The 24881-nt window shown below is 68.2% G+C and carries 27 protein-coding genes; 7 read left to right on the top strand and 20 right to left on the bottom strand.

What is annotated here, in order from left to right:
• Positions 1 to 10: 10 nt before the first annotated feature.
• From ACFVIV_RS21860 to ACFVIV_RS21845, 4 genes are all read right to left on the bottom strand, one after another.
• The gene (locus ACFVIV_RS21860; RefSeq protein ID WP_379199154.1) at positions 11 to 781 is read right to left on the bottom strand and encodes a helix-turn-helix domain-containing protein; all 771 of its coding nucleotides are present in this window, start codon (positions 779 to 781) and stop codon (positions 11 to 13) included.
• Positions 782 to 855: 74 nt separating this feature from the next.
• Positions 856 to 1353 carry a pyridoxamine 5'-phosphate oxidase family protein gene (locus ACFVIV_RS21855; protein ID WP_379199045.1) on the bottom strand — a complete coding sequence of 166 codons (498 nt, stop codon included), beginning with the start codon at positions 1351 to 1353 and terminating at the stop codon, positions 856 to 858.
• A 59-nt stretch (positions 1354 to 1412) separates the two neighbouring features.
• Complete coding sequence (locus ACFVIV_RS21850; RefSeq protein WP_379199043.1) at positions 1413 to 2891, bottom strand: FAD-binding oxidoreductase; 1479 nt, start codon at positions 2889 to 2891, stop codon at positions 1413 to 1415.
• A 107-nt stretch (positions 2892 to 2998) separates the two neighbouring features.
• Entirely contained in the window at positions 2999 to 3592 is a 594-nt protein-coding gene (locus ACFVIV_RS21845; RefSeq protein WP_379199041.1) for a TetR family transcriptional regulator, read from the bottom strand.
• Positions 3593 to 3667: 75 nt separating this feature from the next.
• Between ACFVIV_RS21845 and ACFVIV_RS21840 the strand changes: the two genes are divergently transcribed.
• From ACFVIV_RS21840 to ACFVIV_RS21830, 3 genes are all read left to right on the top strand, one after another.
• Positions 3668 to 4810, top strand: coding sequence for an acyl-CoA dehydrogenase family protein (locus ACFVIV_RS21840; protein ID WP_379199039.1), 1143 nt, complete (start codon positions 3668 to 3670; stop codon positions 4808 to 4810).
• Positions 4811 to 5088: 278 nt separating this feature from the next.
• Complete coding sequence (locus ACFVIV_RS21835) at positions 5089 to 5463, top strand: hypothetical protein (RefSeq protein WP_379199037.1); 375 nt, start codon at positions 5089 to 5091, stop codon at positions 5461 to 5463.
• Positions 5463 to 8291, top strand: coding sequence for a CHAT domain-containing protein (locus ACFVIV_RS21830; RefSeq protein ID WP_379199035.1), 2829 nt, complete (start codon positions 5463 to 5465; stop codon positions 8289 to 8291). The genes ACFVIV_RS21835 and ACFVIV_RS21830 overlap by 1 nt, the downstream gene beginning before the upstream one ends.
• A 35-nt stretch (positions 8292 to 8326) precedes the next feature.
• Here ACFVIV_RS21830 and ACFVIV_RS21825 read toward each other — a convergent pair whose 3' ends face one another.
• Positions 8327 to 8497: a hypothetical protein gene (locus ACFVIV_RS21825; protein ID WP_379199033.1), complete on the bottom strand. Its 171-nt coding sequence runs from the start codon at positions 8495 to 8497 to the stop codon at positions 8327 to 8329.
• Here ACFVIV_RS21825 and ACFVIV_RS21820 point away from each other — a divergent pair.
• A complete protein-coding gene (locus tag ACFVIV_RS21820) occupies positions 8496 to 9944 on the top strand; it encodes an alpha/beta hydrolase family protein (protein ID WP_379199031.1) in 1449 nt (482 codons plus the stop codon). The two genes, ACFVIV_RS21825 and ACFVIV_RS21820, sit on opposite strands and share 2 nt — an antisense overlap.
• A 79-nt stretch (positions 9945 to 10023) precedes the next feature.
• A complete protein-coding gene (locus tag ACFVIV_RS21815; RefSeq protein ID WP_379199029.1) occupies positions 10024 to 10716 on the top strand; it encodes a hypothetical protein in 693 nt (230 codons plus the stop codon).
• Positions 10717 to 10725: 9 nt separating this feature from the next.
• Here the strand turns inward: ACFVIV_RS21815 and ACFVIV_RS21810 are convergent, their stop codons facing one another.
• A complete protein-coding gene (locus tag ACFVIV_RS21810; RefSeq protein ID WP_379199027.1) occupies positions 10726 to 10968 on the bottom strand; it encodes a hypothetical protein in 243 nt (80 codons plus the stop codon).
• An 81-nt stretch (positions 10969 to 11049) separates the two neighbouring features.
• The gene (locus ACFVIV_RS21805; protein ID WP_379199025.1) at positions 11050 to 11706 is read right to left on the bottom strand and encodes a hypothetical protein; all 657 of its coding nucleotides are present in this window, start codon (positions 11704 to 11706) and stop codon (positions 11050 to 11052) included.
• 110 nt (positions 11707 to 11816) lie between these two features.
• Between ACFVIV_RS21805 and ACFVIV_RS21800 the strand changes: the two genes are divergently transcribed.
• The gene (locus ACFVIV_RS21800) at positions 11817 to 12398 is read left to right on the top strand and encodes a putative glycolipid-binding domain-containing protein (RefSeq protein ID WP_379199023.1); all 582 of its coding nucleotides are present in this window, start codon (positions 11817 to 11819) and stop codon (positions 12396 to 12398) included.
• 2 nt (positions 12399 to 12400) lie between these two features.
• Here the strand turns inward: ACFVIV_RS21800 and ACFVIV_RS21795 are convergent, their stop codons facing one another.
• Entirely contained in the window at positions 12401 to 12979 is a 579-nt protein-coding gene (locus tag ACFVIV_RS21795) for a hypothetical protein (protein WP_379199021.1), read from the bottom strand.
• Between the two features lie 146 nt (positions 12980 to 13125).
• Between ACFVIV_RS21795 and ACFVIV_RS21790 the strand changes: the two genes are divergently transcribed.
• Positions 13126 to 14115 (top strand): GlxA family transcriptional regulator, encoded by a 990-nt coding sequence (locus ACFVIV_RS21790; RefSeq protein ID WP_379199019.1) that lies wholly within the window; start codon positions 13126 to 13128, stop codon positions 14113 to 14115.
• Between the two features lie 2 nt (positions 14116 to 14117).
• Here the strand turns inward: ACFVIV_RS21790 and ACFVIV_RS21785 are convergent, their stop codons facing one another.
• From ACFVIV_RS21785 to ACFVIV_RS21730, 12 genes are all read right to left on the bottom strand, one after another.
• A complete protein-coding gene (locus tag ACFVIV_RS21785; RefSeq protein ID WP_379199017.1) occupies positions 14118 to 15116 on the bottom strand; it encodes a hypothetical protein in 999 nt (332 codons plus the stop codon).
• 69 nt (positions 15117 to 15185) lie between these two features.
• Positions 15186 to 16334 carry a serpin family protein gene (locus ACFVIV_RS21780; protein WP_379199015.1) on the bottom strand — a complete coding sequence of 383 codons (1149 nt, stop codon included), beginning with the start codon at positions 16332 to 16334 and terminating at the stop codon, positions 15186 to 15188.
• 113 nt (positions 16335 to 16447) lie between these two features.
• Positions 16448 to 16633, bottom strand: a complete 186-nt coding sequence (locus tag ACFVIV_RS21775; RefSeq protein ID WP_379199013.1) for a hypothetical protein — start codon at positions 16631 to 16633, stop codon at positions 16448 to 16450.
• 208 nt (positions 16634 to 16841) lie between these two features.
• Positions 16842 to 17900: a ferrochelatase gene (locus ACFVIV_RS21770; RefSeq protein ID WP_379199011.1), complete on the bottom strand. Its 1059-nt coding sequence runs from the start codon at positions 17898 to 17900 to the stop codon at positions 16842 to 16844.
• 18 nt (positions 17901 to 17918) lie between these two features.
• Complete coding sequence (inhA, locus tag ACFVIV_RS21765; RefSeq protein ID WP_379199009.1) at positions 17919 to 18773, bottom strand: NADH-dependent enoyl-ACP reductase InhA; 855 nt, start codon at positions 18771 to 18773, stop codon at positions 17919 to 17921.
• 59 nt (positions 18774 to 18832) lie between these two features.
• A complete protein-coding gene (gene fabG1, locus ACFVIV_RS21760) occupies positions 18833 to 19552 on the bottom strand; it encodes a 3-oxoacyl-ACP reductase FabG1 (RefSeq protein ID WP_379199007.1) in 720 nt (239 codons plus the stop codon).
• Positions 19553 to 19620: 68 nt separating this feature from the next.
• Entirely contained in the window at positions 19621 to 20625 is a 1005-nt protein-coding gene (locus ACFVIV_RS21755; RefSeq protein WP_379199005.1) for a VWA domain-containing protein, read from the bottom strand.
• A complete protein-coding gene (locus tag ACFVIV_RS21750) occupies positions 20622 to 21590 on the bottom strand; it encodes a DUF58 domain-containing protein (RefSeq protein ID WP_379199152.1) in 969 nt (322 codons plus the stop codon). Before ACFVIV_RS21750 ends, ACFVIV_RS21755 begins: the two co-directional genes overlap by 4 nt.
• Before the next feature lie 34 nt (positions 21591 to 21624).
• Positions 21625 to 22839: an AAA family ATPase gene (locus tag ACFVIV_RS21745; RefSeq protein ID WP_379199003.1), complete on the bottom strand. Its 1215-nt coding sequence runs from the start codon at positions 22837 to 22839 to the stop codon at positions 21625 to 21627.
• Between the two features lie 147 nt (positions 22840 to 22986).
• Entirely contained in the window at positions 22987 to 23844 is an 858-nt protein-coding gene (locus tag ACFVIV_RS21740) for a short-chain dehydrogenase/reductase (RefSeq protein WP_379199001.1), read from the bottom strand.
• Positions 23845 to 24003: 159 nt separating this feature from the next.
• Positions 24004 to 24333, bottom strand: coding sequence for a plasmid stabilization protein (locus ACFVIV_RS21735; RefSeq protein ID WP_379198999.1), 330 nt, complete (start codon positions 24331 to 24333; stop codon positions 24004 to 24006).
• Positions 24334 to 24436: 103 nt separating this feature from the next.
• Positions 24437 to 24754 (bottom strand): PepSY domain-containing protein, encoded by a 318-nt coding sequence (locus ACFVIV_RS21730; RefSeq protein WP_379198997.1) that lies wholly within the window; start codon positions 24752 to 24754, stop codon positions 24437 to 24439.
• Between the last annotated feature and the right edge of the window lie 127 nt (positions 24755 to 24881).

Raw genomic sequence — 24881 nt, 5'->3', positions numbered from 1 at the left:
CGGGATTCTGTCAGGGTTCGAGCAGGCGGCTGATGGGCGTGCCGGCGAAGTCGCGGATGTCCCGGGACAGGTGGGCCTGGTCGGCGTAGCCGGTGCGGGCGGCTGTTTCGGCGAGCGGTGTGCCGGCGCGGGCCAGGGCCAGGGCGCGTTGCATGCGCAGGATGCGGGCCAGGGTTTTGGGGCCGTAGCCGAAGGCCGTGAGGGATATGCGGTGCAGGCGGCGGGGGCCGAGGTCGAGGAGGTCGGCGGTGGCGGCTACGGAGGCGCCGGCGCGCAGGTGGGTGACGATGTGCGCGAGCATCGGGTCGGCCGGATCGGTGCCGGCGGCCAGCCAGTGCGCGACGGATTCCAGGCCGCGCATGGGGTTTTCGGCGCGGGCGATCAGGTCGGTTGCGTGCCGGGCATCGGCGGGGGTGAGGACGTCGGCCAGTTCGGCGCGGGTGTCGCGGAGTTCGTGGGCGGGGACGCCGAGCAGGGCGGGGGCGGTGCCGGGGTAGAAGCGCAGGCCGGAGATGCGGACCGCGGGGCCGACCGTCGGCCGGTAGGCGCGGGTGTCGGGCCCGGCCACACGGAGAACGCCGTCTATCCACAGCAGGTCCATGCAGCCGTCGGGCAGAACCGCCGTGGCGGCGTCGAGGGCGAAGTCACGGGTCCACACCACCGCGCCCGGGACCTCGGAGGGCCGTTCGCGATAGCCGGGTGGTGGATGGACATCGACGCTGCGGGAGCCGTTTTCGATACCGACCTGGCGGAAAGCGTTGGAATCGGCCTTGTTCGGCATATCGCGCACGTACGCACACTGTGCATGATTGCACTCGATGCAATCATGCACAGGATGTCGTCGCGGGCTCTCGCTCATTCTTCCTTGCGTACCACGCGCTCGGGCCGGCCCGGCTTCCAGATGGTGATCTCGAGGTATTTGCCGTCGATGACCTCCACCGACGAGCCGCCGGTGAGGTCGGCGACGAAGAAGTGGTCGAAGGGTTTACCGCGGAAATCCATGCCGCTCTTCTCGAAGAAATCCTCCGCGAAGCGCTGGTGCAGCGCCGGATCCCGCAGATCCCGCACCACGCCGAACAGTTTGGCGTCGCCGTCGCCCACCATGGTGTCCATGGTGGCGGTGTGCAGGCAGAAACGCGCGTCGCGTTCCAGATCCTTGAACTTGGTGGTGCCGGGCATGCCGAGCAGCACCAGATTCCCCTCGAAGAAGACGGGTTCCATCGGGCTGATCCGGGGGGACCCGTCGGCCCGCAACGTCGCGAGCATGCACAGATTCTTGGCAGCGGCGTGGCGCCGCGTGAAGATCGTCGAAATGCGCGGCGCGGCTTTTTCGAACTCGGTCCAGTACGTCATGAATCGACCGTAACGCGGGCCGCGACCGGCTGCTTGACCGAAATTGCGCTGTGTGCCGGTCAGATCTTCGTGGCTGATTGCGCGAAGGTGAAAACGGCGTCGGGGTCGTAGCGCTGGGCGATCCGGCGCAGGCGCGGCGCGTTCGCGCCGTAGTAGGCCGTGGCCCACTCGGGGAGATCCGCCTCGATGTAGTTGACGTACGCGGTGTTGCCGACCAGATCGCCGAGGCCGGTGCGGACCTCGGCGACCGCGGCCCGCGCCTGCGGGGTCGCCGCGCCGACATAGATCTGGGCGGTGGCCAGCGCGCCGCGATGCGGGAAGGCGGTGTCGGTGGCGGCGATGCGGGCGGGCGCGCCGGTGAGGCTGTCGAACAGGACGTCCAGTCCTTCACGGTCCGTGAGCAGCGCCGTGAGGCGGCTCGGGTCCGGCAGCGCGGTGGTCAGGACGCGGGAGCCGGCCGTGAAGGATTCGCGGGGCAGGACGCCGGTGTCGTTCCAGCTCGGACGGCATTGCGCTGCCGAGTAGTTGGTGCAGCCGGCGAAATAGCGCATGGCCTGCAAGTAGTCCATGGCGATCGAGTAGCGGGCGGTGGGCCGGGTGCCGGTGGCCGCGATCAGCTTGTCCAGCAGGGCATTCGCGTCGGCCTCGGTGCCGACATGACAGCCGTTGATCCGGCAGGTGGGCGGGCTGCCCGCGGAGGTGCCGAGGGTGGACCAGAATTCGTCGGGTGCCGAGGCGGTGAAGGATTGCCATGCGGCCAGAACCTCGGTGAGCGATCCGACCGGGAACTGCGCCTGGAAGACGACCAGTCGCGGCGCTTCGGCGGTGCGGAAGGTGAACGAGGTGACAATGCCGAAGTTGCCGCCGCCACCGCCGCGCAGGGCCCAGAACAGGTCGGGTTCCGACTCCGCGGACGCGGTGCGCAGCACGCCGTCGGCGGTGACGATCTGCGCCGAAATCAGGGTGTCGCAGGTCAATCCGTACTTGCCGGTGAGGACGCCGAGACCGCCGCCGAGGGTGAGCCCGGCAATGCCGACGGTGGGGCACGAGCCGCCGGGCAGGCAGCGGCCCGCGTTCGCCAGGCCGGTGTAGACATCGATCAGGCGAGCGCCCGCGCCGATGACGGCGGTGCCGTCCGGGCCGACCTCGACGCTCGTCATCGATCCGAGGTCGGCGATGAGCCCACCGTCGGGTGTGGAGTAACCGGCATAGCTGTGCCCACCGCTGCGAGCGGCGATCGGAAGCTTCGACCGGGCCGCCGCCTCGACACACGCCTGCACATCCGACGCGGTGGCGCACCGGGCGACGGCGGCCGGTCGGCGATCGTCGAACGCCGTGTTGTACGCCAGTTTCGCGGTCGCATAATCGGAGTCGGACGGCAATGACAATCCGCCCGCGAGCCGATTCCGCAGCGCTCCCCAGTCCGGCTGCGCACCAGGCGAATCCGCGGACAGTCCCTTGCCCGCACCCACGCCGAGCGCCGCGCAGCCGACCCCCAATCCGGTCGCCCGCAGCATGTTTCGCCGACTGATACCCATAGCGCCGCCTCCCCCGAGGCAATACCCGGCGCCACTCGCGCCATGCCCCACCGCAACCCGAACTCCGACAGTCCGGTATCGCGCGGACGGCCCGCGTCGTTAAGGCGTCAGGCGAGCCACTCGTCGGCCAGTCGCGCCCAGTCCGACAGAACCTGCTTGCGGCGCAGGCGATCCCGCCCCACCATCTCGTCGAGGGTGGCGCCGCGCACCAGGTTGATGGTCAGCCAGAACGCGGACTCCAGCCGCTCCCGGGACACCTCGATCCGCTGCGCGCACGCATCCAGCAGCTCCTCGGTGAGGTCGTGCTGCACGCGCAGCATATTGCGCCGCAGCTCACGATCATTGGCGATCCCGACATACAACTCGACCGCCGCCTTGCCCAGTTTCCCCGCGAAGGGCGCGGTCACGAACTCCACCAGCGTCTCCCCCGCCGACGCCGCCCCCAGCGAGCGCACCCGCCGCTGCAGCGCCTCCCGCTGCCGCTCGGTCAGATGCTCGATGGTCTGCGCGAACAGCTCCTGCCGGGTATGGAAGTGATGCAGCTGCGCCCCGCGCGTCACCCCCGCCCGCGCGGTGATATCCGCGATCGAGGCGCTGGCGTACCCGACCTCCGCGAGGCTGTCGATGGCGGCATCCAGCAGCAGCGCCCGCGTCCGCAGGCTCTTCTCCTGATGCTTATTGGGGGGTAGGGCGGAAACCACGAGGTCAGTGTAACCAATCGAGGAAATTCCGTGCTGCCTTGCACGCAATTGGGTGTCGGTCGTACTGTGATGACCATGCCCGTCGATCGCCTGCTCCCGACCACCGAGGCCCGTGACCTCATCGAGCTCACCCGCGATATCGCCGACAAGGTCCTGGAACCGAATGTCGTCGAATTCGAGAAGCAGCAGCGCTACCCGGACGAGGCGTTCCGGGCGCTCGGCGCGGCCGGGCTGCTGAGCCTGCCGTATCCCGAGGAGTTCGGCGGCGGCGGCCAGCCCTACGAGGTGTATCTTCAAGTGCTCGAGGAACTCGGCGCCCGCTGGGCCGCCGTCGCGGTCGCCGTCAGCGTGCACAGCCTGTCCTGCCATCCGCTGTTCGCCTACGGCACCGACGAGCAGAAGGCGCAATGGTTGCCGGATATGCTCTCCGGCAACCTGATCGGCGCCTACAGCCTCTCCGAAGCGCACGCCGGCTCCGACGCCGCTGCCCTGCGCTGCCGCGCCACCGCGGCCGAGGACGGCTACCGCATCACCGGCACCAAGGCCTGGATCACCAACGGCGGCAAAGCCGACTACTACACCCTCTTCGCCCGTACCGGCGAAGGCTCGCGCGGCATCTCCTGCTTCCTGGTCCCCGCCGACACCCCCGGCCTCACCTTCGGCAAACCCGAGGAGAAAATGGGCCTGCGCGCCGTCCCCACCACCACCGCCGCCTACGACGACGCCTTCCTCCCCGCCGACCGCCTGATCGGCGCCGAAGGCCAGGGCCTCCCCATCGCCTTCAGCGCCCTGGACTCCGGCCGCCTCGGCATCGCCGCCGTGGCCACCGGCATCGCCCAGCGCGCCCTCGACGACGCCGTCGCCTACGCCAAGGATCGAGAAGCCTTCGGCCGCCCCATCATCGACCACCAGGGCCTCGGCTTCGTCCTCGCCGATATGGCCGCCGCCGTCGACTCCGCCCGCGCCACCTACCTCGACGCCGCCCGCCGCCGCGACGCCGGCCTCCCCTACTCCCGCCAGGCCAGCGTGGCCAAACTCGTCGCCACCGACGCCGCCATGAAGGTCACCACCGACGCCGTCCAGGTCTTCGGCGGCGCCGGCTACACCATGGACTTCCCCGTCGAGCGCTACATGCGCGAAGCCAAGATCACCCAGATCTTCGAGGGCACCAACCAGATCCAGCGCCTGGTCATCGCGCGGAGCTTGGCAAACGGCTGATTTTTCGCGGTCGCAGAGTCCGCGCGGCAGCCCGATTCACTGGTCACCGATGGCGGTGCTGCCCTACTGGTGGCGGTGCTGACGACCGTCTTCGCCGCCACACGCGCGCCGTGGGGAAATACGACGGAGAGATAACCTGCCGAGATCTCGCTGTGCCGATGATCTGACCGTCACCGCGCTGCCGGCCGATGGCTGAGCTGCTGAGATATCGTCCCCGGGCCGCTGCATCGCCGGTAAACTCCCTTATCGCACGCTGCCGGAGCGGATCGGGGTGGAACATGGGCGACGCAGGCGCGACGATCACCGTGGAGTCGGGCTGGATGCCCACGAACGAACTACTGCGCCTGCTGAATTCGGTGGAGCGGGAAGACGGGGTCGCGGTGTCCGCGGAAGGCGCCGAACACCGCGGGCTCGATCCGGCTATGGCGGTTGCTCTGATCTCCGGCAGTTTCGGCATGCTGGCCCCGTTCGTCACCGAATTCGCCAAACGGCTGTTCAAGGCGGAACCCGATGCGACGGTCGACATCGAGACCGACAACGGTCCGGTGGTGCTGCTGTCCTCGCTGCCGGAGGCGGTGCAGGCCCAGCTCATCAGCGACGCGATCAATTCCGGTGCGCTCCGGGTGCGGATCAACCTCGAACAGGAGGAGTGATGTCCACCGAGTGGGCGGCTCGGCTCGACCAGTTGGTCGAACAGGCGCTCGGCTCGGACCCGCCCGAACTGGATTTGCTGAACGCCGGCATGGCATACGCGGAAGCGGTGGATCCCACCGCGGTGCAGGACATCGCGCACGCCTGCGCGCGGATGCTGTTCCTGGCCGACAGACTGGCCCGACGGTACGGGATCGAGACAGCGGATCCACCGCTCATCGCTGGAATGAATGCATGCCTGTCCGCCTATGCTTCGACCGCCGATCCGGATCCGATGCTGGAGTACGCGCGGAAGTTGAATGGTTTTGGGTGGTCCGCACAGGCGATCATGCTGCTCGATTACGCGCTGCGGATCGACGCCCCGGTTCGCCCCGGTGCGCCGCCGCCGAGGGCGAGAGTGCACGCCCTACGCGGTGAGATGCTGCGTCGTCGCCGGGACCTGGACGGCGCTGATGTGTCCTTGACTTCGGCGCTGGCGGAGTTGACCGCGAATGATCTCGAAACGTCGCGCCTGCGCGCCGAGGTGCTCAACAATCTCGGCCTGCTCCACTACGACCGCGGTGACCTGACCGTCGCCAAGCAGATCTTCATCGAGGCACTCACACTCGGCGACCAGGTCGACCGCGATCCGGTGCATACGGCCATCACCCTGGACAATCTCGGCACCCTTGAATCGGCCATGGCCGCGGCGGCGGGCCCGCTGTGGATCGACGAGGAGTATGTGAATGCGGTGACTGCCGAACATCTCCGGGACGCCGAGTATTTTCAGGGCCGCGCCGCCGAATGCTTCGAGGCCGCATTGCCGGCTGCGGCCGAGCACTATGTCATCTCACTGCTCAACAGGGTCGACGTCGCCGCGCAGCAGCGCGAACACGATCGCGAGGACGAATACAGTCTTCGTGCCGTCGAGATCGCCGGTGAACACGAGATCTCCAGTGCCACGGTGAGCTTGGCGCTGGGTACCCGAGGCGATGTGCTCAACCGGCTGGGCCGGCAGCGCGAGGTCGTCGAGTTGCTCGCACCGCGCCTGTCCGACTGGATGCGCATGGCGCCGGAGGATCGCTCGGTCCCCGGCCTGCGGGCCCTGATGTCGGCCGCCTACCTCGAACACGACCCCGACCTGACCGCCCGGGCAGGACAGGCGCTCGTCGCCACCGACGAGGTCCTGCTGGCCCGCCGGATGGCGGGTGTACCGGAGACAACCGCCCGGACCATCTTCGCCGAGTACATGAGCCACACCGACGCGGTCATCGGGCATTGCCTTCCCCCCGAGCAGTCCGGTGACGCGCCGGAGTGGGTGTACGAGCTGCTGCTGAACCGCAAGGGCGTGCTCGCCGAGCGTCAGGGTCAGGCCTGGCTGCGGGCGCGAACCGAGGCGGGTGAACTGCTCGAGCAGGTGTGGGCGCTGCGCGCGGAGGTCGCACGCTGCGATCTCGAATGGACCGGTGAGAGCACCATCACCGCCGCGCGCCGCCGTCAGGAGGAGGCCGCGCGCAGGCTCGGCGCGGCGGAGACGCAACTGTTTCGGGCACTCGGAGAGGAATGGCGTCCGTTGCTGCGGGTCGCCGATGTCCGGTCAGGTCTTGGTGCAGGCCGTACGCTGCTGGACTTCGCGACCGAGCACACACCGAGTGGTCAGCGCGGCTACGTAGTCTTTCTTCTCGGCCCCGAGGGACCAATCCGCTATCGCAGGCTGGGCGATGTGCTCGAAGTCGACGTCGAGCTCGAGCGAGTGAGTTGGGAGCTGGCCGAACCGCCGACACCGGACACCGATCTGGACTGGAGATCGGTTGCCCGGCAACGGATCCCCGCAGTGGTGGCAGCGAGCCCGGAGCTCACCGAGGAAGTTCTGATTGCGCCGACCGGCGTGTGGGGCACACTACCGGTCTGGTGTCTGACGGATTCCGCGGGCACGGTGCTCGCCGACGATCATCTGCTCTCACTGGTGCCGAGCGCTCGTCGACTCGCGGACTCGGGCGGCAGCGCCTCCGACATCGAACCACCGGTCGTTCTCGGCGCGCCCGAATTCGATTTCGAGGTCCCCGAGGACGAACCGCTCGTCTTCTCCATGCGCCTCGCGTCCCTCGAGCACGCCCGCGCCGAAGCCGTCGACGTCGCCGCGCAACTCGGAGTCACCCCGATCATCGGCGCACAGGCCACGCGTGCCCGGCTGCTCTCGGTACGCCGTCCGCGCATTCTGCACATCGCCACCCACGGGATGTTCCTCGATGCCATCGGCCACCGCGCCGAACTCAGCGAACCCAAGGGCTACACCATGCGCTCCGTCGCCGGCGTTCCCGTCAAGATCGACGGCAATGAGCTGTTCGGAGACCGGATCGACAAGGCGCACACGGCGAGAACACGCCACCGCGCCCGGGTCCGCTGGCTGGAAAAGATCGGCCCGGCCGGGCAGCTGTCGCGCTCGGCCCTCATGCTCAGCGGATTCAACGCCTGGCTCGCCGGCGTCGAGACCACCCCCGAAGTGAGCGCCGGCATCGTCTCGGCGGGTGAGTTCGCGCTGCTGGATCTCACCGGAACCGAACTGGTGGTGCTATCGGCCTGCGAAACCGGTGTCGGCGCAGTGGATTACGCCGATGGCAGCCTGCTCGGCCTGCGCACTGCCGCACTAGCCGCCGGAGCGAAGTGCTGCATCAGTACCCTGTGGAAGGTCAACGATGCCGCTGCCGCGACCTTGATCTCGGCATTCTATCGGTATCTGTCGTCCGGTTCGTCGCCCGCCGCCGCGCTGCGCGACGCGCAACGCGACCTTCAGCGCACCCATCCCGCGCCCTACCATTGGGCCGGGTGGGCCGTGGAGGGCATCGGCTGATTCGGGCGGGGCACCAAGCCGATGGTGTCTCTTGTTCAGTACCGCCACACGAAATCCGGTACGAGCCCGATCACATCGTTCAGGAAGTCGGCGTAGAACAGCACTGCTTCCGGGCGCAGCCGGCCCGCGCGCACCGTGATCGCCCACTGGCCTTCGAACCTGAACCCGATTGTGTTCGCCCGGATGTCGGCCAGCAGCCACTCCATGGTCCGCGGGTTGAGCACGTGTGCCGATCAGCTTGCGATCCACTACAAGTCCTTCGACGGCCTCGGTCACACGGGCGTGGTAGCTGCCCTCCTTCTCACTGCCAGGCCACGGAGGAAGAGTGACGGACGGAGGCTGCGCAAGGATGCCCTCGACTCGCTGGTCGATCCGCTCGCGATAGTGACCGTCCATCAAGAACCAGTGACTGTCGCGCAGGAGGCGGAAGGTAGCGCTGTCGCTACCTCCGTTCGGGTGCTGGCAGGATGGGGTCGCACCCGCCGTCTCGGTACCGTGGCGGTGGTGATCAAAACCAGTGATGCCGCCCGAATGGCCTGGTCGAAGCCGGCCGCTGTAGCCGTGTTCGTCATTGCCGTGTTGACCCTCGGCTCCGCCTGTTCGGAGTCCGAACCCGGTGCGGGATCCGGTATTCCGCGCGACCAGCCCGGCACAACCCAGGGCGCGGGCGAAGTCCCCGGGACCACCCGGCCCCAGGAGCCCGAAGCGCCGTTTCCCTACCGGTCCGAGGACGTGACCTACCGCAACGGCGACATCACCATCGCGGGCACACTCACCGAACCCGAGGGCACCGGACCGTTCCCGGCGGTCCTGTTGATTCCCGGCAGCGGCTCGTCCAACCGCGACGAGGAAGCATTCGGGCACAGGCCGTTTCAGCTCTGGGCCGATACGCTCACCCGCGCGGGCTACGCCGTGCTGCGGGTCGACAAGCGCGGCACCGGCGGCACCGGCGGCGTGCTGCAGGACGCCACCTACACCGATCTGGCCGATGATGCCGCCGCGGGTGTGCGCTTCCTGCGTGGTCGCCCCGATATCGAGCACGATCGCGTCGGCCTGCTCGGGCACAGCGAGGGCGGCTTTCTGGCTCCGCTGGTCGCCGCCCGGCCCGATAGCGGTGTTGCGTTCGCCATCCTCCTCGCGGGCGCCGCCGTCCCCGGCGGCGACGCCGTGATCGAGCAGACCGAACTGGTGGCCGCCGCCGAGGGTGAGCCCGCGGACACCGCCGACAGCCAGGTGCGGCAGAACACCGAACTGGTCCGCCTGCTGCGCGCGGGAGATACAGCAGGCGCCAAGAGCTTTCTGAAGGACCAGGGTGCACCCGAGGACGAAGTCGCCAGGCTGACAAGTCCGTACTTCACCGCCCTCATCACTTACGACCCGGCGCCGGCTCTGTCCGCGCTCCGTATCCCGGTTCTCGCCATCTATGGCGGCAAGGACCTTCAAGTTCCCCCCGCCCAGAACGAACAACCCGCACGCGACCACCTGGCTGCCGGCCCGGACGCCACCATCCAGGTCTTCCCCGGCCTCAACCACCTCATGCAACCGACACAGACCGGGAAACCGAGCGAATACCCGACCATCGAAACCACCATCGCGCCCGAGGTTCTGACCTACGTCACGAACTGGCTGACACCACGCTTTCCCACTCGATAGCGCTGCCGCACACCGATCGACGGGAGATCATATTGCGTCGCTCGCCGGGTGCAGGCCGCCCGCGGGTGATACTGCTGGCGTGACCGGTTCCGGCGAGCAGGCGAATGATGATCAGGTTCCGGCCTGGGCGCGCAAGACCGCGGGGGAATCGCGGTGGGCGGCCACGGCGGCGGTGGTGGCGATCATTCTGATTCAGTATTACCTGCCGAGTCAGTTCACCCTGGGGCCGCGGTTGCTGATTCCGGGGCTGGGGCTGGCGCTCATGCTGGTGTTGATCGCGGCCAGCCCGTTCCGGATCGATCGGGAGGAGGTGTGGCTGCGGCGGGCGAGCTTGTTTCTGACCGCGGTGTTGAGTGTGGCGGTGGCGTGGTCGGTGGATCGGCTGGTGATCGGGCTCGTCGACGGGTCGGTGAGCAATGATGCTGCGGGGCTGCTGGTTTCGGGCGGGGCCATCTGGTTGACGAATGTGCTGGTGTTCGGGCTCGCCTATTGGGAATTCGATCGGGGCGGGCCGGCGGCGCGGGCGCATGCCCGGAAGCAGTATCCGGATTTTCTGTTCGTGCAGATGCAGAGTCCGGCGGCGGCGGATCCGGAGTGGGAGCCGCAGTTTCCGGATTATCTGTACTTGTCGTTCACGAATGCGGCGGCGTTCAGTCCCACCGATGTGATGCCGATGTCGCGGTGGGCGAAGTTCCTCATGATGATTCAGTCGGGGATTTCCCTGATCACCATGAGTCTGGTCATCGCCCGCGCGATCAACGTGTTGAAGTGACAGGGGTTTTCAGCGGTTGAACCAGCAGTCGACGACCACGAGCACGACGGCGGCGGCGACCAGGCCGAGGGTCACCGGTAAGGAGCCGGCGACGAGCATGAAGATCCAAGCGGCCTCGAGCAGGGCCGCGACGGGCAGCCAGACGAAGACATCGGGGCGGCCGAGCATGCGCTTGGGGGCGGCGGCGGCGCGCGGGGCGCGGGAGGGGGCCGACTGGCTGCGCCGGACGGGGGTGTTCGTCGCTCTGTTCACCCGCCGGAGATTACATTTCGAAGATCACATGCGCGCGGCGAGTGGGCGATCCGGTGTGGATCGCCCGGTTCGCTCACGGCCTCACAGCGGCTGGGTCGCGCTGACCAGCCAGCGACCGTCGGACTGCTCCTGCAGGGTCACCAGGGTGGGCGCGGTGAAGACGTGCGGGTCGGGGACGTCGATGACCGTCGTCGACTGCTTCACGACCACCAGCACCTTCGCGGTCTGCGCTTCCAGCGACTGCAGCGCGCAATTCGTTTCCAGCGGGTTGCTGCGGGATTGGGCGATGGTCATCGCCTCGCGCATGGGTCCGCTGTTGTTGGCGAAGTCCTGATTCCACGCGCCGGTGGAGCCGTTCAGGACGGCGGTGACGTACGCGTCGAGATTGCCGGCGTCGTAGGTGGTCAGGGTCGTCATGAAGTCGCAGGCGGCGCGCATGGCGGTCGCCTCGCGGTTCTCGGTCTTCTTGGCGTCCGAGATCTGCTGGCGCAGTTGGGTGATGGTGGTCTGCTGAGCGGTCACCGTGTCCTGTTCGCTCGAATACTTGCTGTAGTAGACGAGCGACCCGGCGATGCCCGCGACCGCCAGGACCGCGGCGCCCGCGGTGAGCGCGGTCCCACGCGAGGTCGCCGGTCGGCGCGGCGGCTCCGGGAACGGGACCGAATACGGCTGGAGCGGCGGAAGGGGTGGCCGTGAAGGTTCTTGCAACGACGGTGATTCGCCGCCTGGCGTGGACATGTGACTCCTGTCGGAATTGTTGTGCCCCGCGATGTTAGCCGCTGCATCGGCACATACCGACCGCACCGGGTGGGCGAGAATGGACGGGACCGATCCGGGAAGGGGACGTCATGCCGTTCGCCGCAGTACCGCCGACCGCCGCCTGGTCGCATCTGGGCTCGCGCACGGGATTCGAGGTCGCCTACTTCCGCCGGGCCGAGAACGGGTATCACATCCATGGCTGCACGACCGCCGTGGACGACGACCGCACCTGGTTCGTCGAATACGAGCTGAGTCTGGACGCGCACTGGGTCACCCGCGCGGCGCTGGTGCGCGGGCGCTCCGGGTTCGGACGGCGTACCGCGCTGTTGGAGGCCGATGGGGACGGGCACTGGATGGTGAACGGCGACAAGGCTGCCCGGCTGGACGGCTGCGTCGATGTGGATCTGGAATCCTCGGCGCTGACCAATGCGTTCCCGGTGCACCGGCTGGAGCTCGCGGTCGGGGCCGGGGCGGACGCGCCCGCGGCCTATGTCCGGGCCGCGGACCTGTCGGTGGGACGGCTGGAGCAGCACTACACCCGCATCGAGGACCATCACGGGCAGCAGTGCTACGACTATGTCTCCCCCGCCTTCGATTTCCGCGCACGCCTGGTCTACGACCGCTCCGGACTGGTCGTCAGCTATCCGGAGATCGCGGTCCGCGCGGCCTGAGCTCAGGCGACGATCAGCAGCACGCCGCCGACCAGGATGTCGACCACGCCGCAGAACTCGGCGAACGACCGCGCCACCGTGCGATCGGCGCGATGGTGTGCGAAATCCCAGAGGCCGTGCGCGATCCAGCCGCCGGCCACCAGATAGTGCGCGACACTCAGGTCGGCATAGTGGGCGGAGATCGCGACGGCTCCGAAGCCGACCATGCCGAGCACGGGAATCAGGAACGCGCGATCGAATCGTCCGGTGACGGCCGCCCATCCGCAGGTGAGGACGGCCAGCGCTACCGGGATCACGAAACCGGGAACCCGGCCCTGCAACCCGCTCAGCACGAAAACCACTCCCACCGCGCCGAATACGGGCCACGTGGCAGTCTGCCGCCCCGTGGCGGCGGTGAGCAGGTAGATCAACGGCATGAGCAGCAGAATCGCGGCCAGTACCCGCACGGTGGACTCCGCGCCGGTCGGCCAGATCAGCAAGGCCAAGACCAGCGCTAGCAGGCTCGGCCAGCGCTGCGCCGCGGCCGAAACCAGCTCTCCCGCAGTCCGATGCGCCGGTCCCGTCCGCGGCTTCCGGTCCATCTCGAGATCCCTCACATCCATGCCATCGACCCGCATGACCCCAGCGTCCGGCATCCGAGCCGACCGCTCGACCCCCACCGCCACCGATGTCCGTTTTCTTGGGATATAAGTCCGAACAGACACCGATCCCCCGTATCGTGAACCTCATGCGGGAGCGCACCGTCGCCGTCATCGGCTATGACGGCACCGAACTACTGGACATCGCCTGCATCACGTCAACCCTCAACGGCGCCAACCGCCTCGGCGGCACCCCGCCCTACCGCGTCCACCTCGTCACCCCCGGCGGCCGCCCCATCACCTGCGACTCCGGCCTGCGCCTCAATGGCGAACTCCCCCTGGAGCGCCTCACCGGCCCGCTGGACACAATGGTCATCGCAGGCGGCCTGGGACACCAAGCGGCAGCGGACAATTCCCGACTCGTCGCCCACATCCGCCGTCTGGCCGCCGTCACCCGCCGCATCTCCTCGGTCTGCACCGGCGCCACCCTCCTCGCCGCCACCGGCCTGCTGGACGGCAAACGCGCCACCACCCACTGGATAGCCGCCGACGACCTGGCCGCCCGCCACCCCCGCATCACGGTCGACCCCGACCCCATCTACATCCGCGACGGCGACATCTCCACCGCTGCAGGCATGACCAGCGCCCTGGACCTCATGCTCGACTTCATCGAAGAGGACCACGGCCCCGACCTCTCCCGCGCCGTAGCCCGCGGCCTGGTCACCTACCTCCAACGCCCCGGCAACCAAGCCCAGATGAGCATCTACACCGCCGCACCCCACCCCGACCACGCCCTGGTCCGAAAAGTCACCACCCACATAGCCGCCCACCTCTCCGACAATCTCTCCACCACCGCCCTCGCCACCCGCGAGGGCGTCAGCGACCGCCACCTCACCCGCCTCTTCGCCCAGCACCTCAACTCCACCCCCGGCCGCTACGTCCGCCGCGCCCGCGTAGAAGCCGCCGCCCACCTCCTGGCCACCACCGACACGCCAATAGCCTTGATAGCCACCCGCTGCGGCTTCGGCACCCCCGAATCCCTCCGCCAAGCCTTCCTCCGCCACTACGCCGTCTCCCCCACCCATTACCGCGCCACCACCTCCCGCCGCAGCCGCGAGTCCAGAACCGCGGACCTCTGAACTCACTGCATGTTCTCGAAATGCGGGTGGTCGAAGGAGGTCGGGCAGACGTAGATCTGCATGTGGTAACCGCGGCCGATAATCACCCTCGGCTGGTTCGACGCCTCGTGCAGCCCGACGGTGTCCAAAGGGTGCCTGCGGTCTTCGAGCGGGATCCAGCTGCGACTTCCCCCCTGCCATTCTCCGGAACTGATGGTGAGCAGCGGCCGATACTCGGCGTCGCAGACTTCGCAGTTCATGGGCTGCGGGTCGCAGAAGCTCCACGGTCCCCAACCGCCTACTTTCCACCCGGGAGCGACGGAGAGCTCGTACTGGTAGTAGGCGGAGCCGGGGCTCGACTCCCACTCCGGATCCTCTTCCGCCCAGTACCTGTCTCCCCAGTCGCGAAGTCGCTGCGCGAGTTCCTTCGGCAACTCGAGCGGCGCGGGGTACTCGCTCACGACTTCGGGATGCAGGACGCACGGGTCGAGAACGTAGCTCCCGAACTGCTCGACATCGGCGGGCTCCGGCGGATCGGTGAGCAGCTCATGGACGCTGCCGGAGCTCCTCCAGACGAGGCGGGTTGCGGGGAAATACTTTTCGTGGTCGAGGGGGCACCACAGCACTTGCAGGAGGTCCGTTCCCTCGGGGCCGGTCAGTCCGGGTATGTCCTCGAAATAGAGCTGAGCGACCGGGAGCATCGCATTCGGCTCGTCGTGCGCCGGATGTCCGGTCCGGAGGTCAGCGAGGTACTGCGGCGGTATACGATCGCGGGCTCCCTCCAGCATCCGGAGTCGGCGGATATTGGCGAGGGATTGCGGTAGGTCCCAGTGGATGTGCTCTTGCGCGCAGACCGGCCATTCTTCGTCGGCAGGCCAGAGCAGCCGACCGCCGATGGAGCTGTCGTGTTCGGTCGGCAAACCGAAACGGGGGTGCAGGCGCACTGCCCGCCGCACCAGCGGAGCCAGTTCCGGGAACACGGACGCGATGTCGACCGGCCGCGGTGGGGTGGTTCTCGCCATCGGAACTCCTTACAGCGCCAACGAGTTTCGGCGGCACTGTATATGCAGGGTCCGACAGAACCAGTCTTCTCAAGGTTCGGCGACCCAGCCTGCGACCAGTACCAGGCCGGTGGGGCGATGGACGGCGAGGAAGGCGAAGGGGCGGTCGAGGGTGAGTTCGAGGCGGCGGGACTTGGTTTCGGGTGGGTGCAGGAGGGCGGCGACCTGCATGGCGAAGGTGGTGACGGCGGCGGCTTCGAAGCCTTCGGCGGAGAATTCGGCGATGACGTCCTGGGAACCCGCACTGACGAAGAGGTCCTTGTCGAGAGTCGGGAATTGACCGGCGCGGGGGTCGGCGGCGGATTTCAGGCCGAAGAGGGGCGCGCTGGCGAGGAGGTCGTGGGCGGCGCGAATTTTGAAGGGGGGCAGGGTGAGTCGGAGGGTGTCTTTGGCTCCGTCGACGCTGCGGATGGTGAAGCCGTTGCCTGTCGCGCCTACGGGCAGGTTGGCGGCGGTGGTCGTCGGGATGGCGTTGACGAGGGCGGCTACGCCTTGGTCGAGGATGGCGCCGGGTTGCGAATCCGGTGTGCCCAGGAGGAGATGCACGTCGATGTCGTCGCGGCCGGCGACGATTACCCGGGTGACGGGGTTTTCGCCGTTGAGGACGGTTACCGCGTCGAGGTCGGTGGTGGTGCGGGTGAGCCAGTCCGGGTGGCCGGCCCATGAGCCGGTGGCCTTGTGGCGGGTCGGTTCGAAGAACTTGGTCCAGCGCGTCTTGACGGCGAGGGCCGTGGCCAGGACGAGCATGTCTTCGGCACTGAGCTGCAAAGGGAGTTGCTTGATGAGGCCCCGGGTGTGCTCGGCTACCCAGGAGTCGACCTGGGATTGGCCGGTCAGGGTTTCCACTGTGCCGTCGGGGAGGGCCGCGGACCAGGAGGGATCGGCGAGGGTGAGGCCCGGGCGCAGCCACAGGGCCAGGGCGGCCGAGGCGGCGTCGGCATGGTCGATGATGTCGAGCAGTTCGATGGCCTCGGCCTGGGCCGAAGCTGCGGGCCTGCCGATCGCGGCGGTCAATTCGGACTTCGCGGCATCGTCGGCGGCCGAGGCCAGCAGCGCGAGCAGCGGCCATAAACCGGCACCGGAGAGGACGGTGTTCGTGTCCGTCCGCAGGGTGTCGCACCAGCGGGCCGTCAGGTCGTTCGATGCGCGGACCGCCGCGCTGACCGTGGTCGCGTCCATGGCAATCAACGATAAACCGTTGCTGCGGCGCATCGGCCGCCGGACGCGCGTGATCGGCCCGGCGGATGCCGGGCCGATCACCGAACTGCGTTGGGAGACAAGGTCTGCGGCTGCTACCTCGCGGACTTCTTATTGTGCCTGCCTGCCATACCGGACCCGGCCGCGACCAGCTGCTCCTCGCGTTCCATGGACTGCTGGCCTTGCATCGACTGCTGGCCCTGGATGGATTGACCGACCTGATCGCGGCGGCCGGCGGCGTGTTTGCCGCCCTTGGACTTGGCCTTGCTGCGCTGTGACATCGAAACCTCCGTACCGATTCGATTCGGCCCGGCCTGAGCGGGCACATGAACCACCAACGGAACTCTCACAGCAACCGTTCAGACAACGGTGCACAGGAAATCGTGGTCCGGTACCGCGACCATGTCAACACCCCGCGCACAATCAGCAGGTCAGTTGCCCAATACGGCAGCGGTCCGGTCGCGAACGCGAGGTTTCCCGGGCGAGCGATCAGGACCGCACGGGACGGGCGGGGAGTTCGCAGCAACCGACGACGCACGGGGTCCCGTTCACCGTGCAGCCGAGGCTGGTGGTGGCGCTCAGGCGCAGCGGGGTGCCGCCCTTGCGGTACTCCTCGACGAGGTCGGCGACCATGCGGGCGAAGCGCGGGTCCGGACCGGGCGTGGCGGCGCGGGCGAAGGCCATGCCGTGCTCGGCGGCGCGCTCCTTGGCCTCGTTGTCCAGATCCCAGATGACTTCCAGGTGGTCGGAGACGAAGCCGACGGGGCACACCACGACCGCGTCGACACCCTGTTCGTGCAGGGCGTCGAGGTGGTCGACGATGTCGGGGGCCAGCCAGGGAATCTGCGGCGGGCCGGAGCGGGACTGCCAGACGACGTCGTAGTCGTCGAAACCGGTTGCGGCGGCGCACAATCGGGCGGCCTCGGCGACCTGGGCGCTGTAGAGGCCGGTGACTTCCGGTGGGCCGGAGGCATTGTCGGCCGAGATCGGGATGGAATGTGCGGTGAAGACGAGGCGGACGCGATCCCGGCGATCCTCGGGGATCTCGGCGACGGCGGCGCGGATGGCGTCGGCGAAGGCGTCGACGAACAGCGGGTGGTCGAAGAACTGGCGCAGCTTCACCAGATCGGGGGCGTCGGCGACGGCGGCGCGGGCGCGGACGATGTCCTCGTGGTACTGCTTGCAGCCGGAGTAGCCGCCCCACGCGGAGGTGGGAAACACCAGGGCGGAACGGATTCCGTCGGCGCGCATCCGCTCGACGGTGGCCTCGACCATCGGATGCCAGTTGCGGTTGCCGAAGTACACCGGCAGATCGATACCGCGGGCAGCGAATTCGGCCTCGATGGCCTTGATGATGTCGAGATTGAGGGCGTTGATCGGAGATACCCCGCCGAAGTGCAGATAGTGTTCGGCGACTTCGGCGAGGCGCTCGGGAGGTATGCCGCGGCCGCGAGTGACGTTCTCCAGGAACGGCATCACGTCCTCGGGGCGTTCGGGGCCGCCGAAGGACAGCAGTAGCAGCGCTTCCACCTGCTCGACGGCGGCCACGACAGAACTCCTTCGAAATCAGTGGGCGGCGGACCCGTTGGCGGCGAAGCCGTCCGCGGGGAACCAGGTGTTGTGGCTGGCGCCGCCGTCGACGTAGATGATGGAACCGGTGGTGCCGGGCAGCCAGTCCGACAGCAGCGCGCACACCGACTTGGCGACCACGGTCGGGTCGTCCACATCCCAGCCGATCGGGGAGGCGCCGTCCCAGTAGGTGTTCAGCATGTTCAGCTGCTTGGCGTCATCGGTGGCGGTGCCGGCGATGGCCTTGGCGGCCAGGGTCTTGATGGGGCCGGCGGCAATGAGGTTGGAGCGAATCTTCTTGGCCTCGCCCACTTCCCGCGCCACATAGCGGTTCACCGACTCGAGCGCGGCCTTGGCCACGCCCATCCAGTTGTAGTACGGCATGGCGGTGCGCGGATCGAAGTCCATGCCCACGATGGAGCCGCCCTCGTTCATGACGGGCAGCACGGCCCGCGCCAGCGAGGCGTAGCTCCACGCCGAGATCTCGAAAGCCTTGGCGGCGTCGGGACCCGGGCCCTCGAGGAACGGCCGGGCCTCGGGGCCCATGAGGGTGCGCGGGGCGAAGGCGATGGAGTGCAGCACGCCGTCCACGCCCTCGGGGGCGAGCTCACGCAGCTTGTCCGGCAGGGCCGCCAGATCCTCTTCGCTGGTGACGTCGAGGCCGATGGCCGGGGGGACCTCCTGCGGCAGGCGCTTGGCGATCCGGTCGATCAGCCGCAGCCGCTCCGGGATTCCGGTGATCAGGACCTTCGCGCCCTGCTCCTGCGCCTTGGCGGCGGCGTGGAAGGCAATGGACGAGTCGGTGATGATGCCGGTGATGAGTACGGTCTTGCCTTCGAGCAATCCACCCATGGGTTGGTCGGTTCTCCTCGTTCAGAAGTTGTGGTGGCCTATGGAATTGGTGTGCTAGCTCAGTGGCCCATACCCATTCCGCCGTCGACCGGGATGATGGCGCCGGAGATGTAGGCGGCGTCGTCGGAGGCGAGGAAGCTGATGGCCGCGGCGACCTCCTCGGCCTGGCCCATGCGACCGGCCGGGATGACCTTGAGGGCGAATTCCTTCATCTCGTCGGTCATCTCCTCGCGGGTCATGTCCGTGTCGATGAGGCCGGGCGCCACCACATTCGCGGTGATGTTGCGGGAACCGATCTCACGGGTGATGGCGCGGGCCATACCGACCAGTCCGGCCTTTGAGGCCGCGTAGTTGACCTGACCCGGTGCACCGCCCTGGCCGACGACCGAGCCGAGGAAGATGATGCGGCCCCACTTGGCCCGCAGCATGGCGCGATTCGCGCGCTTGGCGACCCGCCAGGCGCCGGTCAGGTTGGCGTCGATGACATCCGAGAACTGGTCCTCGCTCATGCGCATGAGCAGCGTGTTGGCCACGATGCCAGCATTGGCGACGACCACTTCGACCGGACCCTGCTTGGCTTCGACCTCGGCGAAGGCCTGATCGACCGACTCCGAGTCGGTCACATCGCATTTCACCGCGAGCAGGCCCTCGGGCGCACCCGAGCCGCGGTGCGTGACCGCCACCTTGTGCCCGTCGGCGAGCAGGCGCTGGGCTACCGCGAGGCCGATGCCGCGGTTTCCGCCGGTCACCAGTACCGACCGGGGTGTGATGTTCGACATAGAGGCAAACCTATCTGTTCGTGTTCGGGACTCGGCGCGCGGTACCGATTTACGGGCAGTTACGGCGTTTACGGCAAACGCTGACGATAGAGCAGTGCGGTCACCACACCGGAGGCGGTCACCAGCAGACCGAGCAGCAGCCACGGCCGGCTCGCATCACCCATCGTCATCTCATAGCCGATTTGTTGCTCGAGTGTGTCGTAGACCGCGGTGAGCTCTTCCAGGCTGGAGGCAGTGTAGAAGTCGCCGCCGGAGAGTCGCGCGATCTCGCGCAGCGCGTCGTCGTCGACCGGCACCCGGACCCGCTGCGAGCCCTTGCCGTCCTGGTCCGGGATCTCCACCGTGCCCCAGGTGGTGCCGAACGAAATCGTCGACACCGGAATGCCTTTCTCCTTCGCCAGACGCGCGGCGGTGAAGCCGTGGCGGGGATTGTCGACATCCTTGTCGTCGGGCACGGTCTGCTTGCCGTCGGACATGAGCACGATGCGCGCCGGCGGCGGGGTCTCCGCGCCGCCCAGCACCGAGGCGAGCGTGTCGATGGACTGCAGGCCGGCGAGGATGCCCTCACCGGTGGCGGTGCGCTCGGACAGCTTGATGTTGTCGATGGCCGCCTTGACCGCTTCCCGGTTGGTGGTCGGCGACATCTGCACCGAGGCGGTGCCGGCGAAGGTCACCAGGCCCAGATTGATTCCGGGCGTGAGGCCGTCGGCGAATTCCTTGGCCGCCTTCTGCGCGACCTGCAGGCGGCTGGGCGGCACGTCGGTGGCTTCCATGGACAGTGATACGTCCATGACCAGCACCACGGTTGCCCGGTTGCGCGGAACCTTCTTGGCCGCGGTCGGGCCGGCCGCCGCGACGGTCAGGAAGACCAGACCGACCAGCATGAGCGCAATGGGCACGTGCCGGAATCGCCCGGGCTGACTCGGCGCGACCTTCTCCAGCATCTCCATATTGGAGAAGCGCAGCACATGCTTGCGCCGCCGTTGCTGCACCAGCACGTAGATGAGCGCGATGAGCCCCACCACGATCAGGAAGGCCAGCCAGTATTGAGAGGTGAAATGCGAAATGCTCACTGTCGCGGCACCCGCCCGGCATTCGGGGCGCCGAAGGTGTGGCGCCGGGTGGACACGAACCGGACCACATCGGCGATCCAGTCCCGATCGGTTTGCAGCTCCATGACCGGCGCACCGCAACTGCGCAGCGCCAGCTCGACCTGATCGCGATGCTTGCGCGCGGCCTTGGCGTATTCATCGCGCAGTTTGGGCGTCAGGCTGAACTCGCGGGTGCGCCCGGTCTCGGGATCGTGCAGCACCACATCGCCGATATCGGGCAGCGAGATATCCCGGGGATCCAGCACCTCCACCGCCAGCAGGTCGTGGCGGCCGGAGATGGCGCGCAGCGGGCGCTGCCAGTCGATATCGCCGAGGAAATCGGAGATGACCACGGCCAGACCGCGTTTGCGCTGCGGCCGGCGCAGCGAGTCGATGGCGCCGCGCAGATCACCGCGCACACCGTCGCCGGCGTGCGGGGTGGTGGCGATCTTCTTCAGCATGGACTGCGCGTGCACCCGGCCGCTGCGGGCCGGAATGCGAATCAGCTGTTCGCCATTGGCGACGATGGCGCCGATCCGATTGCCGCCGCCGGAGGTCAGATGGGTGACCGCGGCCGCCGCGGCAATGGCGAGATCGCGCTTCTGGCAGGCGGCGGTGCCGAAGTCGAGGCTGGCGGACAGGTCCACCACCAGCCAGGTCTCCAGCTCGCGGTCGGCGATCATCTGCCGCACGTGCGGATGCGTGGTGCGGGCGGTGACCGACCAATCCATCTGGCGCACATCGTCACCGGGCTGATACATGCGGGCGTCGCCGGGTTCGGAACCCGGGCCCGGAATCAGTCCGAGGTGGTCGCCGTGCAGCACGCCGTCCAGACGGCGGCGCACGGTGAGTTCGAGGGTCTTCAACGCGGCCGACAACCGCGGGTCGGTCAGCTCCCCCGCACGGAAGGAGGGCGGGGCGTGTGAGGAACCGCTGGGCGATGACATAGTCACGGGCGCAACCTGATCCGAGGCTCGCGCCTCACTTGGGCTGCGGCTGGCCGGGCACCCCGGGCATCTGGCCGTTGGGCGGCTGCGGGATGGCGGGCTGCGGCGCGCCCTGCGGCGGCTGCGGAATACCGCCGTGCGGGCCCATGTTCGGGGCGGCGGGCGCGGCGGCCGGGGCCGGCATGGGCGCGGGGGCGGCCGAACCGCCGGGCGCGACGGCCTGGGTGGCCACCTGCGGCAGGCCCACGGTCTGCAGCACGCGGCGGATCACGTCGTCGGGGCTGACCTCGTCGGCGAGGGCGTCGTAGGACAGCACCAGGCGATGCCGCAGCACATCCGGGATCACCTCCACGACATCCTGCGGGACCACGTAGTCGCGGCCGCGGATCAGGGCTACCGCGCGGGCGGCGGCGATGATGCCGAGGCTGGCGCGCGGGGAGGCGCCGTAGGCGATCCAGCCGGCCACATCGTTCATGCCGAATTCGGCGGGCTTGCGGGTGGCGGCGATGACGCGCACGACGTAGTCGACCAGCGCGTGGTGCACGAAGGTATTGGCGGCCAGCTGCTGCAGCCGCACCAGCTCCTCCGGATCGAGAATGCGCTTGGCCTCCGGCGGGGTGACGCCCATCCGGTAGATGATCTCGCGCTCCTCCTCGACGGAGGGGTAGTCCACGACCACCTTGAACAGGAAGCGGTCGCGCTGCGCCTCGGGCAGCGGGTACACGCCTTCGCTCTCGATGGGGTTCTGGGTCGCCATGACCAGGAACGGGTTCGGCATCGGGTAGGTCTTGCCGCCGATGGACACGTGCCGCTCGGCCATCACCTCGAGCAGCGCCGACTGCACCTTGGCGGGTGCGCGGTTGATCTCGTCGGCGAGCACGAAGTTCGCCACGACCGGGCCCAGCTCGGTGTCGAACTCCTCGCGGCCCTGGCGGTAGATGCGCGTGCCCACCAGGTCGGTGGGCACCAGGTCGGGGGTGAACTGGACGCGGGAGAAGCTGCCGCCCACCACCTTTGCGAAGGTCTCCACAGCGAGGGTCTTGGCGATGCCGGGAACACCCTCGAGCAGTACGTGACCCCGCGCGAGCACGCCCACCAGCAACCGTTCGACCAGCCGATCCTGACCGACGATCACTCGTTTGACTTCGTAGATCGCCTTCTCCAGGGTCTGGACATCGCGCTCGAGGGTGCTGGGCGCCGGCTCCTTCGCCGTGCTGACCGTGCTCACACCATCTGTCGAAGCCACCAATTTCCCCGCTTTCGCCTCAGTCTCTGTGCGTTCCGCCCCAACTATTCCAGGTATCGGCGACTATTGCCGCACCCGGTTGGGATCAAACGCCCGCGCGCGCCTGTCGGAAGGGGCCGCGGGCGGCTTTCGAGACTGCCGCGGCGTGTCTCAGTGCCGGATCTCGGTGTCCGAATTCGCGCGATCGCCCTGCGCGACCAGGTCCCTGATCAGCGGCAATCGCGACATTACGAAGTCGACGCCGGGATTGACCACGCCGCGCAGCAGGGACAGCACTTCCCATTGGCGTGGCGCCACGACCTGGGCGGCGCGTTGCTCGATGCCGCGCACCAGGGCTGCGGCGCCCTGTTCCGGGGTCAGGCGCTGGCTCAGCGGCCACGGGACCAATCCGGTGCCGCGCGCGCCCAGCGGATCGGTCGACTCGTCGAATCGCACCATATCGGTGTCGACGAAGCCGAAATACACGACCGAGGTGCTCGCACCGTGCGGAGCCAATTCCACGCGCAGCGCCCGGCCCAGCTGCTCGACACCGGCCTTGCTGGCGGCATAGGGGGCCACGAACGCGCCCTGGGTGAAGGCGTAGATCGAGGCGACGAGCGAAATATGGCCGCGCCCTTCGAGAATGTGCGGCAGCGCCGCATCCGCGGTGTGGTAGGCGCCGAGCAGATTCACCCGGACCACGTTTTCGAACTCCTCCGGGCGCATACCGCGCACCGTGGCGACTTTGGCGGTAACACCCGCATTCGCGACCGCCACGTCGAGGCGGCCGAATTTCGCGACGGTCTCGTCCACCGCGCGCTGCACCGCCTCCCGATCGGCGACATCCGCGCCGATTCCGAGGACGCCGGTTCCGATGCTCGCGGCGACGGCGGCGGCATTGTCGGGATCGCGGCCGGTAATGGCGACTTCCGCGCCCCGCGCTTGCAGCGCCTTCGCGGTCGCCAATCCGATTCCGCGGGTTCCGCCGGTCACCAGCGCGACCTTGCCGCCCAATTCGAAGCTGCCCACGAGCGGTTCTCCCTTCCGGTCCGCGACCGGTGTCTCTGCGGTGGGCGAACAGCTCCGGGCGCCCGGAATACGTTACTTCAGCAGCGAATTATAGAGCGCTGCAGTCGGTTTCGCAGTTCTTCGCGAACCGTCCGGCGCTCGCCGCTCCCCCGGTTGTGCTCAGGCCTTACCCAATGCCTTGGCCAGTTGGGATTTCGTCATCGTGGAGCGGCCCTTGATATTCCGCTTCTTGGCCTCGTTGTAGAGCTGATCGCGGGTCGGCCCCTTCGGGCCCTTGCTCCCGGACCGCTGACCACCGCGCTGCTGCGGGGACTTGTCCTTGACCGAGCTGCGGCTGGCCGTTTTGCTCTGCCCCGACTGGGCGCGGTTCTTGTTCACCGTGCGGGCCGCGATTTCCTTCGCGCGCTTGGTGCCCTCGCCGCGCTCCTCGGCCGATTCCTTGATGTGCTCGTACTGGCGTTCCTGCTTGCCGGTCCATTCCTTGGGCATTTCACACCTCCCGGATCGAATTCGCCATCCGTGCCGTCGCCATACCCGGCCCGCGCCCGCGCAAACGAACGGCGCACACCGGGTATCGGAGTTCACGTCCGGATCAGGCGGCGCTCTCCTCGATGGAGATCACCATTCCCGTCATGGCGTCGACTTCCACCTCGTAATCGGTTCCGGTGCGGGTCCGCAGATCGATTTCCCAGGCCGGGCTGCCGTCGGCCATATCCAGTTCCACCGATTGCACGGTCGCGCCCATGAGGGCGTCGCGCGCCATCTCCATGGCCTGCTGGTCATTGACCACGGGCTGCACGGCCGGGGCTGCCAGGGCGGGCCCGGCGCCCACGCCGAGGGCGGCCGCGGCGAGGACCGCGCCGAACGCACAGCGGCGCACGGTGCCGCCGCGTCGATTGTTTGCCGTCATGATGATGCTCCTCCTTGATCACTGATCCCCGTGAGCGCGGACGGGTCGGTTTCGGTGAAGAGCGCTCTTGCGACGGCACTACCACCGATTCGCCGGTTCATGCCCCGATACGGCGGCCGACCGCGTC

The sequence above is a fragment of the Nocardia sp. NPDC127526 genome (assembly GCF_042672265.1).
Taxonomy (GTDB): domain Bacteria; phylum Actinomycetota; class Actinomycetes; order Mycobacteriales; family Mycobacteriaceae; genus Nocardia.
Note: the sequence above shows the minus strand (reverse complement) of the source record. Positions and strands in the feature narration are given on the sequence as shown.